We start from the raw sequence: 14,809 nt of genomic DNA on the forward strand, positions 1-14,809 counted from the left end.
ATGGTGCGATCATTCGAGCAAAAAGTAGCGCTCGTCAGGCAGGCCGACACGACGTTTGCCCTTGCAGGCGTGGTAAAACGGACCTACTCGTTCGCGGCGTTGGCGCGCTCGCGCCTCGAGCTTGCCGATGTGCAGGTGCCGCTTCGTGAAGTGCCGCTGATGGACATCACGGGCCCGACGGAGCTACAGGACGATACGGATCTACTTCCGCAGAAGGTTGCAACCGATGTGGTCGTGATGGGCCATGCGCACGCGCCTTCTGGAGCAAAGGAGACGTTCGTATCGGTCGCCGTGGGGAAGATGGCGCGGCGCTTGTCGGTCATCGGGCCGCGGCGTGTCGAGGTTGGTCCTGATGGAACCGTGCGCTTTACGCCGACCGAATCGTTCACGCGTGTTCCGCTGTCGCCGCGCGTCGCGTACGGTGGTTACGACGTGTGGGCGCAAGAGCGGCTCGACCCGGTGCCGCGAGGTCTTGCGGCGAGCGTCCCGAAGCCGCTGACTGGGCTCTATGCATATCCGCGCAACCACTTGGGCGTGGGTTGGTTTGTCGATGTGGATCGATTTCGAGCCGATGGGGCGGCATTGCCACAAATCGAGGATCCGAGCGATCCGGTTTTGCCGGACAGACTGTTCGTTCCGACGGTGAAACAATGGATTGACGCACCGATATCGGCGTCGATGGGGTGGGTCAATCATCGCAACTACCCGCGCATGCATCGGATGGTGGGATCGATGGTGCCGCATGCGCCGCCGGAAAGGCCCATTCGCGAGGCGAGCTTTGCGGATGGAAAGGACCTCTTGGAATCGTGGACGCCAAATGGTGCGGGCGTTCATCCGCGTGCGTTTTCGGGAGCGGCCCCGGGGCTCGCGGTGGAGCTCTTGCGCGGCAATGAATTGGTGATTCTGGAGAATTTGCACGAAACGGCACCGAGAATCGAATTCACGCTGCCGAATGAATGGCCGATGATGACGATGAAGCCGCCGGACGTGAAAGCGTTGGAACTAACGCCCGTGATGCAAACGGTGCGCATCGAGCCGGACGAGCAGCGCATATCGCTGACGTATTGCGCAGTGATTCCCCTGATGGCCCCGGCGCTGCGAAGTTTCATCGAGCGCGTGGAATTGGGCGTCGTGTGGAAGAAGCGGTGACGCGGGGGGCCCTTGGCGATGATAGCTGGGTCGTGACAAACTTTCCGGTTTCTGCTATATAGGCATGCACATGGCGCGACGACTCGCAGAGCAGTCGGTTTCCGATGATCAGGCAGGGCTTACGCGTCCGAAGCATCTGCCTCTTCGTGAAGCGCCGGACGAGCCATATGAGCATCGGCTCAATGAAGATTTGGGGTGGGCATTGAAGCAGGGGAGTCTACACTTCGAGGAAAAGAGTGCGGTCCATGAATCGCTTCGCCGGATTGCGAGGCGTTTGGATGAGTTGGGAATTCCGTACGCAATTGCCGGTGGAATGGCATTATTCATGCACGGTTACCAGCGCATGACGGTGGATGTCGACATCCTCGTTTCGAAGGAAGACATCAAGCGAATTCATGAAGCACTCGAGGGGCGTGGCTATCTTCCTCCGTTCGAGCGCAGTAAGAATTTGCGAGATACCGAGAATAAAGTTCGTATCGAATTCCTGCTGAGCGGTGGTTATCCTGGGGACGGCAAACCCAAGCCCGTCGTGTTTCCGGAACCATCCCAGGTATCGATCGACCTAGATGGAATTCGAGTCCTGCAATTGCCGACGCTCGTCGAATTGAAGTTGGCATCGGGCATGACCAGTCCTGATCGGTTGAAGGACCTCACCGACGTGCAAGAACTCATCAAGCTTCTAGGCTTGTCTTCCGATTTTGCCCATCAGCTCAATCCGTATGTTCGCGAGAAGTATCAAGAGCTTTGGAGCAGCGTTCGCGGCGCAGTAAGGCGTTACATATTGCTTTGGCGCAACAAGTGGCTCACGGCTGATGCGAAGACGCTACCAGAAATGATCGCGAGCTTGAAAGAAGCGGCGGAGAGATTGGAAGCAATGTTGACGGATGGCGTCGTGCTCGATCCAAAAGGGGGCACCGAAGACGATTATGCGTATCTCGTGACAACGGATCCTGACGTCGCACGCAAGTACGACATGCATGACGAGAGCGAGATGATGCCGGAAGAAGAATGAGCTCAGCGAATTGAGCTTGCTGGTGGGGAAATCGTTTGGCTGGACTAATTCAGCTTGATGACGCCAGCCGATACGTCGACGCTCGGGCCGCCGTTGACCGTGACGGGACTGCCGTTGATCGAAACGGCGCCGCCGTTGATGGCAATGGTGCCACCACGGACGGTGATCGACCCGCCCGTCATGATCGTCGTTGCGCCCGTGAGCGTCAGCATTCCGTCGCCCGTAATGGCCGTGAACGGTGCCGTCGCGGTAATCGCGGCGCCGCCGGAAATCGTGACCGAACCACCTGCATCGAGCACTTGATTCGGCGCCGTGAGCGTTTGCGTTCCGCCTGCCGTGAGCGTTTGCGCGCCGCCAACGCTCATCGTTTGTGCTCCACCCACGCTGATGGTTTGCGCGCCGCCGACGCTGACCGTGTCGGCACCACCAACGCTCATCGTGTGCGATGCGCCAATCGTTTCCGTCTGCGATGCGCCGACGGAAATCGTTTGTGCAGCAGCGACTGAAACCGTGTGCGATGCGCCGATCGACGTCGTTTGGTTTGCCCCGACGCTCACCGTCTGGTTTGCCCCCACTGTCGTGATCTGGTTTGCCCCGACAACCGTGCTCTGATTGACCCCGACGCTCAGGGCCTGGTTCACGCCCACGGACGTCGATTGGTTCTGCCCAATCGAAATCGATTCGCTCGCGCCGACGATTTCCGTGTTGTTCGAGCCGACGGTGGTCGAGCGATTGACGCCGGTCGTTTCCGTCCGGTTGTTTTTCACACTCGAGCTCGAGTTGTTGCCGACCGATTCATTACGATCGTGAACGACTTCGCTGTTCCAATCGCGCGCGGCGTGAATGCGCACGAGCTCGGCGCCCGCGGCGTCGTCGAACATGAACTCGTTATAGCCCTGGCCACCAGGACTCGACAAACTCTTGAACGTGCTGATCGTTGGAGAACCAACGGATGGCGCGGGAGGAAGATTGGCACCGTTGTAGACGCGCCCCGTGATGATGGGACGATCGGGATCGCCATCGATGTACTCGACGACCACCTCGGAATCGACGCGCGGATGCCATACGGCTCCGAGGCCCGCGCCGGTAAAGGTTTGGCTCACACGAACCCAGCAAGAAGTGGGTTCGCTCTTGTGGCGCTCGCTGTCGCGATCCCAGTGGAAACGCAAACGCACGCAGCCGATCTCGCCATCTTGCGGACCTCCAACGTGGATCTCGACGCCCTTGGTGCCCGGAGCGGCCGTGACGAAAGCCGTTTGAGATCCAACGATTCGCGGCTTCGGTGTGATGCGCGGCGGCCGGTACCGACTCTCTTGCGACACGCCGTCCTTGCCGCGGCGAACGCATTCGAATGTCGCTTCGTACGGCACGTTTTGCGGCTGTCCGGGGATCGTCGCGACGCCTGACTGTTCGATCGTGATGTCGATCGCCGTCACGAGATACTCGCCTTCGTAACGCGGCTTGTTGTGCTCGAGCTGGAAGATCGATCCGGCCCCGAGCATCCGGAGTTTGCCGTGACCAACCGCGTATTCGGCCTCGACGCCGTAGCGTTCCTGCCGGAACTTCGCGAGCGGCTCGCCGCGAACGGGCGCATCTTGGTAGCCGCCCGGATAGTGATGCTCGATGAGGTCGTCCGCGAGCGCCACGGTGTTCGTGGCGAGCATGAGCTTCGGCTTGCGCCAATCGAAATCGTCGAGCTGAACCTTCTTCGGACGAAGCCGCGCTCCGATCTTCATGGTCGACACATCGCGCCCCATGATGCCGGAGCCGCACGGATCGAACGGATCGAGACGCGCGCGGCCGCCGTCGGCATCACTGAGCACGAGCAGGCTTATGCCAAGGCCGTTCTCGAAATGATACGAAATGCCTTCTTCTTCGAGGAGCCGCGAAAGAAAATCCAGATCGGTCTCGTTGTACTGCACGACGTACGGACGAACGGTGGGGTCGTCGAGTCGCGTCGTGTCGGCAACGCGCAGCGAGTAGCGCGCGAGAGCCGCAGAGAAATCAGGGTTTGTCCCGTCATCCGGCGACACCACCATACCCGGAGCTTGCTTGTAGAGCTTGTCGGTCTCGAGCACCGCTTCGATGATTTGACGGAGCGACTTCTCGAGGAAAATCCGCGATCGCTTGCGATGAGCAGCTCGGACGAGCGGTGGAGAAAGCACCACGCGCATGAGCATGCCTTCGGGCACCGGATACAGCTCCTCGGCTTCCGAAATGACGCCATGAACCACGCGGCACGGAGGGTTTGTCGTGGTACTGATGCGCAACGTGCCGTGGCGTCCGACGAGATCGGTCGGATCGACTTCGGGGGCCGGAGGTTTGGCCACGACCACGAGCTCGTAACGAAACAGCGACGAGATTTGCTCACGCGCACGAACCTGAGCCACGAGCAAATGCGACCACGGCGCTCCATCGGCGCCTTCCCAAGCAAAGCGGAAATCGTAGTCAGCCATGACGTCCTTCCCACAGACATCATCTCAGGAGAATCGAACGACGGGAAGCTGCATCGACATCGGATGGCCACGAATTCGAACGCGTTGTCGTCATACGAGTTCACTTCCACACGCATCTCGGTAAACTCGCCTTCGCAATGTCCCAGCACGACACGCACGGATCCGGCGGACAGTACGAAGTCGACGAGCACGCAGCAGGCGATGACGACGCGCCGGAAGGCGTATCGCTCGAGCAAACGGCTGAAATTGAAGCATATTTGGCCGTGTTCGTGGACGAGCCGCGCGACGCGGTCCTCGGCCGCTTCGATATGGACGAAGACCGTTTCTGCAATGCAAAAAAAGTATGGGCGGAGCGGATCGAAGACGAAGTCCTGCGAGCATCGGCGCCTGGGCAAAGGATCGCGGCGGCGGAGAAGTATCGATTATCGATGCGATATTCGGTGGCGTATTCGAAGGCGGCGGAGCGGGCGCGAGAAGACGCGGCTGCGGTGCAGGGTGACGGCGAGCTGGAAGGTGCAAGCGCGTCGCTCGGATCGGGCGGGATGCTTCGGCTTGGATCCGGCCATGAGTGACGAGAACGAATCACAAGGGAATGAAAGCGGCGCGGCTCCTCTTGCGCCGCGTGCGGTCGTGCTTCCTTCGGGAAGGTCGATCGAAGTGCAGTCGCAGGCGGACGCCGACGTGCTTCGTTTTCGTTCTCCGAGCGGTGCGTGTGTCCTGACGATTCATCTCACCGATGCAGGTCCCGTCGTGCGCGTCGAAGGTGCGTCGCTCGAAGTGAGTGCGGCCAAGCGTTTGTCACTCGATTGCGAAGAGTTTCACCTGCGTGCATCGGGTGGCGCCTCAATCGATGTGGGCGGTGATTTGCAGGAGCGAGTGGGAGGATCGGTCAATCGCGCTGCAAGTGGCGACGTGATCACGGTCGCGCGACACGTTGGCGTAGAAGCGCGTCCAGGGGGAATCGAGCTACGGGCGAACGATGATGTGCGCGTGACAGGTGAACGCGTTCTCCTGAATTCGGATGATCCTCCGATGCCGCTCACGTGGGAGGAATACGAGGCGCGTCGAATCGAACGCGAGGGCAAAGCGATTGGGCTCGGGGGTTTGGTGAAGGTCCCAAAGTAGTCTCTTGGCAGACGCGCTGGACGTGCGTCCTTTCAAACCAACAAGAACTTCCCACAACCCAATCCCCTTTCGCTACACTCCGCGGGCCGTGGAAGTCTTGTCGCTATGTCCCTTTCGTGCCGGTGCGCTCACGTGGCAGTCGGCGCCGAACGCGTGGTCGTTGACGGTCGTCGTCAAGGCAACCTTCACGATTGTCGTTGGAGGCGAAGCGACGGTCGCGCCCGTGCAGGCGCCAGTCACAGCGTTTGCCGACGATTCGGATGCAGCCATCGAAGACTTGTCGCCGCTCAAGCCTCGTGTCGATGTGCTCGTGCTTCGAGGTGCCAATGAGGACACGGCGACCGTGGAGGTATCGTCGTGCGTGATGCCTGCGCGAGGTCCCATTCCGCCCTATGCGCCGGCGCGGCGATTGCTTTTGCGTGAAGCGGGGCTCGCGTGGGCCGCAGCAGTGCTTCGTGGCGAAGCCATTGCAGCGGGGCCGGCTCCCGAAGGATTCGATTTCAGTTTCTTCCACGTGGCGCAGCGCGAGCAACGGATCGACCTCTTGCGACCAGGCTCGCCGCTCGTGCTCAGTGACGTTTTGCCCGGTCACGCGCGCGCCGAGACGATCTTGCCGCAGCGAAAACCTCAGGCATTTCGTATTCATCCACAATCTGGAAAAGCGTCCGAAATCATTTTGCGTTGCGACACGTTGTGCATCGATGCGCCGCGGGGACTCTTGATATTGACGTTCCGTGGCATCGCGGATGTCGACGCGCAAGACGGAGCCAGTGCGGGCACGATCGTCGTGGCAGCGCATTCGGCCGGTAAGAAAATCCGCGCCGATCGAATCGAACGATTTTTACGAAATGGCGAACCGATCGAAGGCGAATCGAACGACGGTAGGCATCCGCTCGAAATGCGTTACGACACGGTGCTCGCCGCGCCCAAAGGCGACACGATGGCTCTGCCCGAAATGGATGCTGCCGCTTCGGGCGGTTATCCTGCCGCACCTGCAAATCAAAGTGAATCGAGCATCCTACGCGCATTGCCTTTCCAAGCTCCAGCGCCCGATGCACCGCTTCCGGCAATTCCGCCCGCGCCATTGCGTGTTCCAGGCGGCGGTCGGCGATTGGGCACGCTGTCCGCGCCCATGGAGCAGTCGCGGGGTCCCGACATGCCGTTCCAGGGAAAACTGCCGCCACCCGTGGAGGAGCGGTATTTGCCTCCTCCGCCGCCGGAAGGCGTATTTCCGCCACCCCCAGCAATGCTTCCCGTTGCTCCACCCCCGGAACCTCCACCGCCGATAATGCCTCCGGCCATGCTCGGAGCGCCTTTTGCGCAGGATGAAAAAACGGCGGATCTGCCACCGGGGCATGCGCAATCCGACACGAACATCGAAGAAACGACGGTCGACTTGCCGCCTCAGGCGGCAGCCGCAGGTTTCGGCGCCGACGCGGCACGACCGACAGCGGCGGAAGCAGCGAAACCAGCGCCCGTCGCCGGAAGCTTGGCAGGAAAAACCCTGGCAGCAGCTCCAAAGCCGGCAGTTGCCGCGCCGAGCGCGCCGAAACCCATTGCAACGCTCGGAGGCGCCAAAACTGGCGCGCCGCTCGGGGCGGCTCCGATCGCACCGAAACCAGTGGTGACTGCCAAACCAGCCACGCTCGGGCCTGCCGCGCCCAAGCCAATCGCGCCCAAGCCAGTTGCGCCCAAGGCGCCCATTCGAGTGCCCGCGCCGCTCGGCCCCAAGCTCAAAGCGGACGCACCTGCCAAACCCGCATCTCCTGCAGCAACCGCGGCGGACAAGAAACCCGCGTCACCCGGCCTCGCCAAACCTATTGGCCAAGCCAAACCCGCCCCCGTCGCTTTGCGTCCCGCGGCTCCGAACATCGTCAAGCCGGCTGCTGCTTCATCGACAGCCGCTGCATCGGCCAGCGCCCCAGCCGCCCCGGCGCCGGCTGCTGCTGCACCAGCGGCATCGCCCGAACCCGAAGAAAAATTCGATGCATCAGCCGCGATGACCATCGAGCAATGCGCGGCGCTCGAGGCAGAATTGCGTCACCGAGCGCCTTCACGTAACGCTCTTTTGGAAAAAAATGGTTTGTCCGACGAAAAATGGTCCGCCGTTCAAAAGCATTGGTCGGAGTCGATCAAGCGCGAAACCGAACGCGGACAGCGCAAGCTTCTCGTGACGTACGATGCTGCCTACGTGGCCGTTCAGGAAAAACTCGGTGTGAAAGTGGGACTCGATACCCACGCACGCTTGCAGGTCGCTGCGGAACGCGGAACGACGGCCGAAGTGCTGAAGGAGCTTGGTTTGGAACCAGCGGATCAGATGCGATTGGGTAGGGTGTGGACGCAGCGGCTCGCGGATGATCCGGCGCGTATGCGTGAGCTTGCGGCAGCCATCGAAGCTGCCCGATCAGCTTGATTTCACGTTCCACCGGCCGCAGGGCTCGCTTGGACGACTTGCTGCGTCGATGCGCGGAAAATCTTTTCGGATTGTTTACGAACGCCGGAGACGGCATTCTCTGCCGCCGTGCATAACTCGGGTGTCACGAGGCTCGCGGGCGCAGGCAGTTTCGGATCGACGAGCAGGTCCAGTTTGACGATCGTGTGCTGAGAATCGACCGCGCGCAGGTGCCAGACGGCGCGGAAATCGTCGACGTTGCCGCGAAGCATGCGCGCCGTGATTTGCTCTTCATTGCCCACGACGACAGGTTGGCCAATCAATGCGACGACCCAAACCGTGGCGGCGCCGTGCAAAATGGGCACCTCCAAATATACTTCACTAATGCCCTTGTTCCGAGAAAGCAATTTGCTCTTCTTGAAGGGCTTGATCACTTTTTCGTAATTGCGATAATCCGTGACGACGCGACGAACCACATCGATGGGAGCGTGAACATAAATGGCCGCTCCGCCGGTATCGATGGAGTTTTTTGGACTCGTCGTTTTACGCGTATAACGCTCGGCCCGTCCACGACGTTCGAGGCGCGTCGCTTCGTCATCACCAGCTTGGGACGCCATTGGCATCGTGAAAAGAATGGTGAATGTGGTTACCAAAGCGAGAACCAGGTGGCGAAGGCGAATACGCATAGGTGTCTCCAAAGTGCGGGCGCGATGCAGGAGCTACAATGCAGCATCCATGCCCGTCGCGACGCACCGTGGAGAGACCCAAAAGACGGCGGAATTGACGCGAGTTTGTCAAACCTAATGACAATGACGTCCGACGACCGTGACGCGTCGTTCACTCCCTCCCGGTCGGCGGTGCCGGGGAGGCAGGGGTCGGTGGAGCAGGAGTGGACGGAGGCGCAGGCGCGGCAGTCGTTCGCACATCGACCTCATCCAGGGGTGCCATCTTACATGTTCCGTCGAACAATACGCCCCGGTCGATGAAAATGGCCGGCGCATGCAGAGCTCCCGTGACGCGAGCAGGTGCGTATAGCTCGATCGCGTTGCGCGCTCGAATGTTGGCGGAAACTTCGCCACCCGTGACAATGCAAGCTCCCACGAGAATATCACCGGCGACGTTAGCTCCATCGCCAATGACGAGTACATCATCGCCGCGAATTTCGCCTTTGAACTGGCCATCGACGCGCACGCGGCCTTCGAAAAACAGCTTGCCCTCGAAGCGAGTTCCTCGGCCCAAGAGGGCATTGATCTCGGTGGGCCGGTGCGCCGCTCGGTTCGCTGACGCGTCGGAGCGCTGAGCTTGCTCTTCTTGTGGCGAATTGGGCTCCATGGTGGACAGGGCTTACTCTACTCGAGGCGCGAGGCCAACTGGTTTGGAGAGCGGGGTTAGAGCCAGTCGCGGAACAGGTAGGCTGCCCACGATGCGGCACGTTCCCACGCAGGGCGCTTTTGCCAACTTTTCAACGTAATTTCTTCGCAATGCGCAAGATCTTCGAAAAACATGGCTTCCACGGCGCTCGCAAAGCGACAATCGTCGATGATGGCGTTTGCTTCCATGTTCAGACGCAACGATTGCTGATCGAGATTGCTCGAACCAACCGTTGCCCATCGGCCATCGACCACCGCTGTTTTTGCGTGTAGCACGCGACCGTGCCATTCGTAGAGGCGGATGCCCGCGCGCAGCATCCGGCCATAAATGGTGCGCGTCGCGAGCTTCACGGCGGTCACGTCCGTCGTTCCAGCGACCATGACGCGTACGTCCACGCCGCGTTCTGCTGCATCGCAAAGTGCCCGCAGCATACGCAGCGTCGGGAGGAAATAGGCATTGGTAATGTAAATTTTTTGCTTCGCCCCGTGAAACGCTTGTCGATACGAACGACGAATGCTCACCCGACCACGATGCATGTCGTTCGTGACGATGTGTACGTGCGGATCGGGGCGCCGCCCATCGCGCCCGTACCTAGATTCGTCAATGGGCGCTCCATTGGCTTTTTTCCACGTGCGCAAAAAGAAGTATTGCAATTCGAGCGCCGCGGGACCCTCGAATTCGATGTGCGTGTCGCGAAACCCCGCGCCTCCCTCTTCCCGAGGTGCATAATCGCTAGAAATGTTGATCCCGCCCGTGAAGGCCAATCGAGAATCGATGATGAGCGATTTCCTGTGATTTCTGCGGGATACTTGCTGTACGAGCTTCACGTCCTGAAGCGCATGCAGAACGGGCCGAAATGGCAAAACACGCACACCATTTTCGCGCAATCTGTTGACATATCCGTCGGATACGGACGAACCCCACGTATCAAAAAGCAAATTGACCTCGACGCCCGCTCGCGCACGTTCGATCAATGCATCGGAAAAACGATTGCCCACGCGGTCGTCTTCCAAGATGTACGTTTCGAGGCATATCGTGGACTTTGCGCGCGAAATGGCATCCAGCATCGCCGGAAAGGCTTGCGCACCATCCTTGAGCAGTCGCAAGCGGTGAAACCCGACGATCAAGTCACAATACGCACCCGTCGCCGGCACACGCCGCGATCCGACCACGGCATCGAGCGATGACCGAGCTTCGATGCCAGGCGAATGAGACGACTTGGCTTTGCGCGTCGCACGAAACATTTCAGGCGCAAAAGAGTAGCGTAGCATGGGCGAGTCTGCCGCAGCCGATCACTCCTTGGATGCATTTGCAAAAGGCGCGGTCGCAAGCACGGCGCGATCACGTCCAGCCCGTTTCGCGGAGTAGAGCGCCGCATCTGCCGCCTCGAAGAGCTCGTCCGGCGACGATGCCGCAGAGCTCAGGTCGGCGATGCCTATCGACACCGTGAGCGGAATCGGCAGATCGCACTCACATTGGAGCAACGTTTCACGAATACGATCGCACAGTCCCATCGCTTGCATGCCGGTCGTCGAGGGTAGCAACACGACAAACTCGTCACCTCCGTACCTTGCGGGCAAGTCGGTGGCTCGACACGCGACACGGAGTGTTTCCCCCACGCAAACGAGCGCGCGATCGCCCGCTTCGTGTCCGCCTCGGTCGTTGATCTCCTTCAAGTGATCGACGTCGATCAAGAGCACGGAAAAAGGCGTGTGATGGCGCGTCGCACGCGCCCATTCTTCTGCGAGCCGCGCGTGAATGTGACGGCGATTGTGAAGACGCGTGAGCGGATCGGTGATCGACGTTTTGGCGAGCGCATCCTCGCGAGCGCCGAGGGTCCATCCAAGGATGACGAACACGATCAGCGTCGAGAGCGTGAGGTAAACGAACGTCACGCGATCGGATTCGATTTGAGCTCCAACGAAGTCCAGCGTCGGTACGGCACTCGAAACGATGCTCCGCACGAGCAGCAGGCCAAGTGGCGCGCCGAGGGAAAGGAGCGCACCGAGGCCAGCGAACGTGATGGCCTTGGGCACTTGTTCAGGCATCCGAGGGCTTTGCATGAAGGAGCTGGGCGTGGCCCTGAAAGATCCATGCCGCGCTGCGAAGGCATCGCCGTGCTGGTGGACTGGCACGGGTCGTGTTAGCTCGGATGGACGTCTCAGATGTAGCGCAGGGACGCGCGGAGAGGAAAGGCGACGAACATGCACCGAATTCTGGTTGGTCTCGATGCTTCACCGCGAGCGCAGGGGGTCCTCGATGCCGCGCTCGACTTGGCAAAGCGCACGGGTAGCAAGTTGATTTTGGTGCGCGCTGTCGGCATCCCGATCGAGATTCCCGCGGAGGCTTACGCATTGCCGCCCGCATCGCTCGAGGGGCTACTTCGTGAACAAGCGCAGAAGTACATCGATCTCGAAGAAAAGAAGGTGCCCGAGGAGCTGCGTGGCGGAGCGAAGGTAGCTGTCGGCACGCCGTGGCAAGCGATCTGCGATCTGGCGAAAGCAGAAAACGTCGACCTCATCATGGTCGGATCACATGGGTATCAGGGCCTCGATCGCTTGATTGGTACGACGGCCGCGAAGATCGTCAACCACGCGGATCGATCCGTGCTCGTCGTGCGCGACGCACAAAGGCTGACGTCGTAGCCTGCAAATCATGCGCTCGTGGTGCATGACGTGCGCTCGCGATCTCACTTCGATTCGATCGTGACCAGGCCCTTGTCGACGTACCGAGCCTGAGCTTCCGCACCCGTCAAGTACGTATCGTAGCCTGTGTTGCCTCGCAGGTACCGCTCGTAGAACGCCGTGACGTACGCGCGGGACAAACTGTTCACCGTGGCGTTGTCGGTCGTCGGCATGTTGCAGAAGCTGCACGTCGTTCCGCACGACGCGAGGTCGTCGAGGAAGCTCATGTGGTTGGCACCTTTGACGGTGACCGAAAGGCTCGGGGACGTCGTGCCTGCGTAGAACGTCGTGTAGTTGTCGGCAGCAGGGGCGCAAGGCTGGAACCCGCCCGAAGCGTCCAAGGTTTCACCAAGAAAACCGGTGGGTATTTTGAGCTGCGGCATGAGGGCCGAGACGTCGACGCAATTCGGTGGATTGCAGCCCATTCCAGGTCCACCTCCACCGTCGACGGGGTCGAGCACGATGCTGGCTTTGATGCGCGAGTCCATCGTGGCTGCGAGGAGCGCGATTTTGCCGCCGAGAGAATGTCCCGTCATGCCGACGTTCACCGTATTGGCTTTCAGCTCTGGTTTGCTGCCGGCCCATTCGATGGCCGAAATGATGTCCTTGGCGTTGTCGGGATTTTCCGGTCCCAAAAACGATGTCGGAAAGTCCGCGGTAATGGCGACATATCCGAACGTCGCGAGGCGTTTGATGTAATTCGTGTATTGGCTTGCCGGAAGCTGAAATCCGTGCGCGACGACGACGACCGGATAAGGTCCTTCCATCGGGCCGCCCGCCGGATAAAACACATGCATGGGCACTTTGTTTTTGGTGGATGGATTGATGTATTGATCGTCTTTCATTTCGAGAATGGCATAGGGGCCATTCACATTGGGATCGTACACGTTCATCGGAATGCCGCTGCTGCTGCTACTGCTGCTGCTGCTCGATCCCGAAACGCTGGTATCCGATCCGCCCGTTCCCATGCCTCCCGCACCGCTGCCACTGCCGCCGGTGCCACCGATGTTCGTCGATCCGGTCGGTTGCAGGCCCGTGCTGTCGCCGCCACAACCCGCTGCCCACGCGAGGCCAGCTAATCCCAAGACAATGCCCAAGTTTTTCACGACCATACTCCTTGGATCCATGAGCGAAGCTGCACGCGGCGCGCTTTCGGCCGCGTGCAGCTACGCGGTGAATTCCGTGGTCATTTGGATCCCCCAGTTGGCTGGAGGACGTACAGCATAACTGAGCGCGAGGACCTCGATCAGCACGATGCGGTAAATCTCGTGCACGTCGTCGACATCGACCTCGTTCGCATTCGCCTCGAGCGCCGCGTCGATATGCTCGTGCACGAACGACAGCACGTCCGGCTGCTCCATCGCGACGACGTCGTCCGAATCGAGCGCCTCGGCTGGATCTGCCAGACGAAGCTGCTCGTCGAGCTTCAGCGATTCTTCGACGCCCGTCAGCGCAACCGCCGTCACTTCTTCGAGTTCGTCATGAAAAACGCTGTCGAACGCAAGCCACACGGCGAGCGTCAGGAAATACCCAAGCGCAAGCGCCGTTTCATCCAAGGGCCCGGACAAAACCTGCGCGATGCGATCGGCAAGCGCAGGCTGCGTGCGCTCGAAGCGAGCGAACGCTTCATCGAGCCTACCTCGAGCCTCTTCATCGTCGTTTGCGAGTTGCTCTTCGACATCGGCGAGCGCTCGAAGAGGAATCTGCGCGAACGATGGAACGGGGCGAATTGCAGCGCGGCGGACCCACACGCCGTCAACCTAGCACAGGGCCGCCGCATGCTGCTGCCGCATGCCGTCAAGGAGAAAGCAGTCGGACGCTTCCAGCAGGGATCCAACCTTCCGTGGATCCCCAGCGCACATGGATCAGCGCGCCGCGCAGCTCGCCAGCCTCGACAAGTTGCGCCTCGGGAATCGGATCACCTCCCTTGGCCGTGCCCGTGTCGTCCACGAGATGCACTTCAGGGGCGACGATGACCGCAGCTCGCGTCGTGAGGCGTAGCCGGCGCGCTCCCATCGTGAGCGGCAAAAAGACGCAAAAGAAGACGAGCGCCGTCGGAGCAAGCACGCGACCTGCAACGGACACTCCACTCGACGCTGCTCGCCGGAGAAACAAGCCCACGGCAAAAAGCATCGACGAGACGAGCGCAAGCAGGCTCCACGTGCGTTCGGAAGCAAGGCCCATGACGACGCGATCGAGCGTCGGACGAACCGTGACGGCATCCTTCCCACGGCGCGACCTTCGCTTCGTCACCTCCGCGCGAACGATGTCGAGCGCTCGATCCGCATCGACGTCGTCGGGACGCAGACGCAACGTTTCTTCGAAGGCGGCCGCGGCACGACCGAGATCTCCCGGGCGATCGGATGCCGCGCGAAGCCGCGCGACGTACGCGAGCCCGCGGTTGTAACTCGCATCCGGATGCACGTAACCCATGTCCGAAAGAGCTTCGAAGCGCTCGATCGCCGTCGCGTATTCACCCTTCGCGATCGCTTCCGATCCCTCGCGAAAAAGCGTCTCGCTCGATCGTTCCTGGGCAAACGCTACGCCGCAGGAGTATGTGGTCAGGACAAACAACACCGCCGACGCTGCAGCACGTGCGTGCTTCTTCATCGGCGAGCGT

Annotated in this window: 14 protein-coding genes; 6 read left to right on the top strand and 8 right to left on the bottom strand. The window is 60.6% G+C overall.

Going from position 1 to position 14,809, the window contains the following annotated elements; all coding sequences use genetic code 11:
- A complete protein-coding gene (locus IPM54_04120) occupies nucleotides 1-1,149 on the top strand; it encodes a DUF2169 domain-containing protein (GenBank protein MBK9259000.1) in 1,149 nt (382 codons plus the stop codon).
- Between the two features lie 70 nt (nucleotides 1,150-1,219).
- Complete coding sequence (locus IPM54_04125) at nucleotides 1,220-2,161, top strand: nucleotidyltransferase family protein (GenBank protein MBK9259001.1); 942 nt, start codon at nucleotides 1,220-1,222, stop codon at nucleotides 2,159-2,161.
- A 44-nt stretch (nucleotides 2,162-2,205) separates the two neighbouring features.
- On the opposite strand, the gene tssI is transcribed toward IPM54_04125, so the two are convergent.
- Nucleotides 2,206-4,617, bottom strand: a complete 2,412-nt coding sequence (tssI, locus tag IPM54_04130; GenBank protein MBK9259002.1) for a type VI secretion system tip protein VgrG — start codon at nucleotides 4,615-4,617, stop codon at nucleotides 2,206-2,208.
- Nucleotides 4,618-4,754: 137 nt separating this feature from the next.
- On the opposite strand from tssI, the gene IPM54_04135 reads away from it, so the two are divergent.
- From IPM54_04135 to IPM54_04145, 3 genes are all read left to right on the top strand, one after another.
- Nucleotides 4,755-5,189 carry a hypothetical protein gene (locus IPM54_04135; protein MBK9259003.1) on the top strand — a complete coding sequence of 145 codons (435 nt, stop codon included), beginning with the start codon at nucleotides 4,755-4,757 and terminating at the stop codon, nucleotides 5,187-5,189.
- Nucleotides 5,182-5,742: a hypothetical protein gene (locus tag IPM54_04140; GenBank protein ID MBK9259004.1), complete on the top strand. Its 561-nt coding sequence runs from the start codon at nucleotides 5,182-5,184 to the stop codon at nucleotides 5,740-5,742. Before IPM54_04135 ends, IPM54_04140 begins: the two co-directional genes overlap by 8 nt.
- 88 nt (nucleotides 5,743-5,830) lie before the next feature.
- Nucleotides 5,831-8,155: a DUF2169 domain-containing protein gene (locus IPM54_04145; protein ID MBK9259005.1), complete on the top strand. Its 2,325-nt coding sequence runs from the start codon at nucleotides 5,831-5,833 to the stop codon at nucleotides 8,153-8,155.
- A 2-nt stretch (nucleotides 8,156-8,157) separates the two neighbouring features.
- On the opposite strand, the gene IPM54_04150 is transcribed toward IPM54_04145, so the two are convergent.
- The 4 genes from IPM54_04150 to IPM54_04165 all read right to left on the bottom strand — a co-directional run bounded on the left by IPM54_04150 (nucleotide 8,158) and on the right by IPM54_04165 (nucleotide 11,568).
- Entirely contained in the window at nucleotides 8,158-8,820 is a 663-nt protein-coding gene (locus IPM54_04150) for a hypothetical protein (protein MBK9259006.1), read from the bottom strand.
- A gap of 151 nt (nucleotides 8,821-8,971) precedes the next feature.
- The gene (locus tag IPM54_04155) at nucleotides 8,972-9,466 is read right to left on the bottom strand and encodes a polymer-forming cytoskeletal protein (protein MBK9259007.1); all 495 of its coding nucleotides are present in this window, start codon (nucleotides 9,464-9,466) and stop codon (nucleotides 8,972-8,974) included.
- 56 nt (nucleotides 9,467-9,522) lie between these two features.
- The gene (clsB, locus tag IPM54_04160) at nucleotides 9,523-10,632 is read right to left on the bottom strand and encodes a cardiolipin synthase ClsB (GenBank protein ID MBK9259008.1); all 1,110 of its coding nucleotides are present in this window, start codon (nucleotides 10,630-10,632) and stop codon (nucleotides 9,523-9,525) included.
- 165 nt (nucleotides 10,633-10,797) lie between these two features.
- Nucleotides 10,798-11,568, bottom strand: coding sequence for a GGDEF domain-containing protein (locus IPM54_04165; GenBank protein ID MBK9259009.1), 771 nt, complete (start codon nucleotides 11,566-11,568; stop codon nucleotides 10,798-10,800).
- Between the two features lie 141 nt (nucleotides 11,569-11,709).
- Here IPM54_04165 and IPM54_04170 point away from each other — a divergent pair, with 141 nt between their 5' ends.
- The gene (locus tag IPM54_04170) at nucleotides 11,710-12,150 is read left to right on the top strand and encodes a universal stress protein (GenBank protein ID MBK9259010.1); all 441 of its coding nucleotides are present in this window, start codon (nucleotides 11,710-11,712) and stop codon (nucleotides 12,148-12,150) included.
- A gap of 44 nt (nucleotides 12,151-12,194) precedes the next feature.
- Here the strand turns inward: IPM54_04170 and IPM54_04175 are convergent, their stop codons facing one another.
- Genes IPM54_04175 through IPM54_04185 form a run of 3 tightly spaced genes read right to left on the bottom strand, consistent with a single transcriptional unit; the run spans nucleotide 12,195 to nucleotide 14,799 of the window.
- Entirely contained in the window at nucleotides 12,195-13,295 is a 1,101-nt protein-coding gene (locus IPM54_04175; GenBank protein ID MBK9259011.1) for an alpha/beta fold hydrolase, read from the bottom strand.
- Between the two features lie 60 nt (nucleotides 13,296-13,355).
- Nucleotides 13,356-13,940 carry a hypothetical protein gene (locus IPM54_04180; GenBank protein ID MBK9259012.1) on the bottom strand — a complete coding sequence of 195 codons (585 nt, stop codon included), beginning with the start codon at nucleotides 13,938-13,940 and terminating at the stop codon, nucleotides 13,356-13,358.
- A 46-nt stretch (nucleotides 13,941-13,986) separates the two neighbouring features.
- The gene (locus tag IPM54_04185; GenBank protein ID MBK9259013.1) at nucleotides 13,987-14,799 is read right to left on the bottom strand and encodes a hypothetical protein; all 813 of its coding nucleotides are present in this window, start codon (nucleotides 14,797-14,799) and stop codon (nucleotides 13,987-13,989) included.
- Nucleotides 14,800-14,809 lie beyond the last annotated feature (10 nt).

It is taken from the genome of Polyangiaceae bacterium, assembly GCA_016715885.1.
Lineage (GTDB): Bacteria > Myxococcota_A > Polyangia > Polyangiales > Polyangiaceae > Polyangium.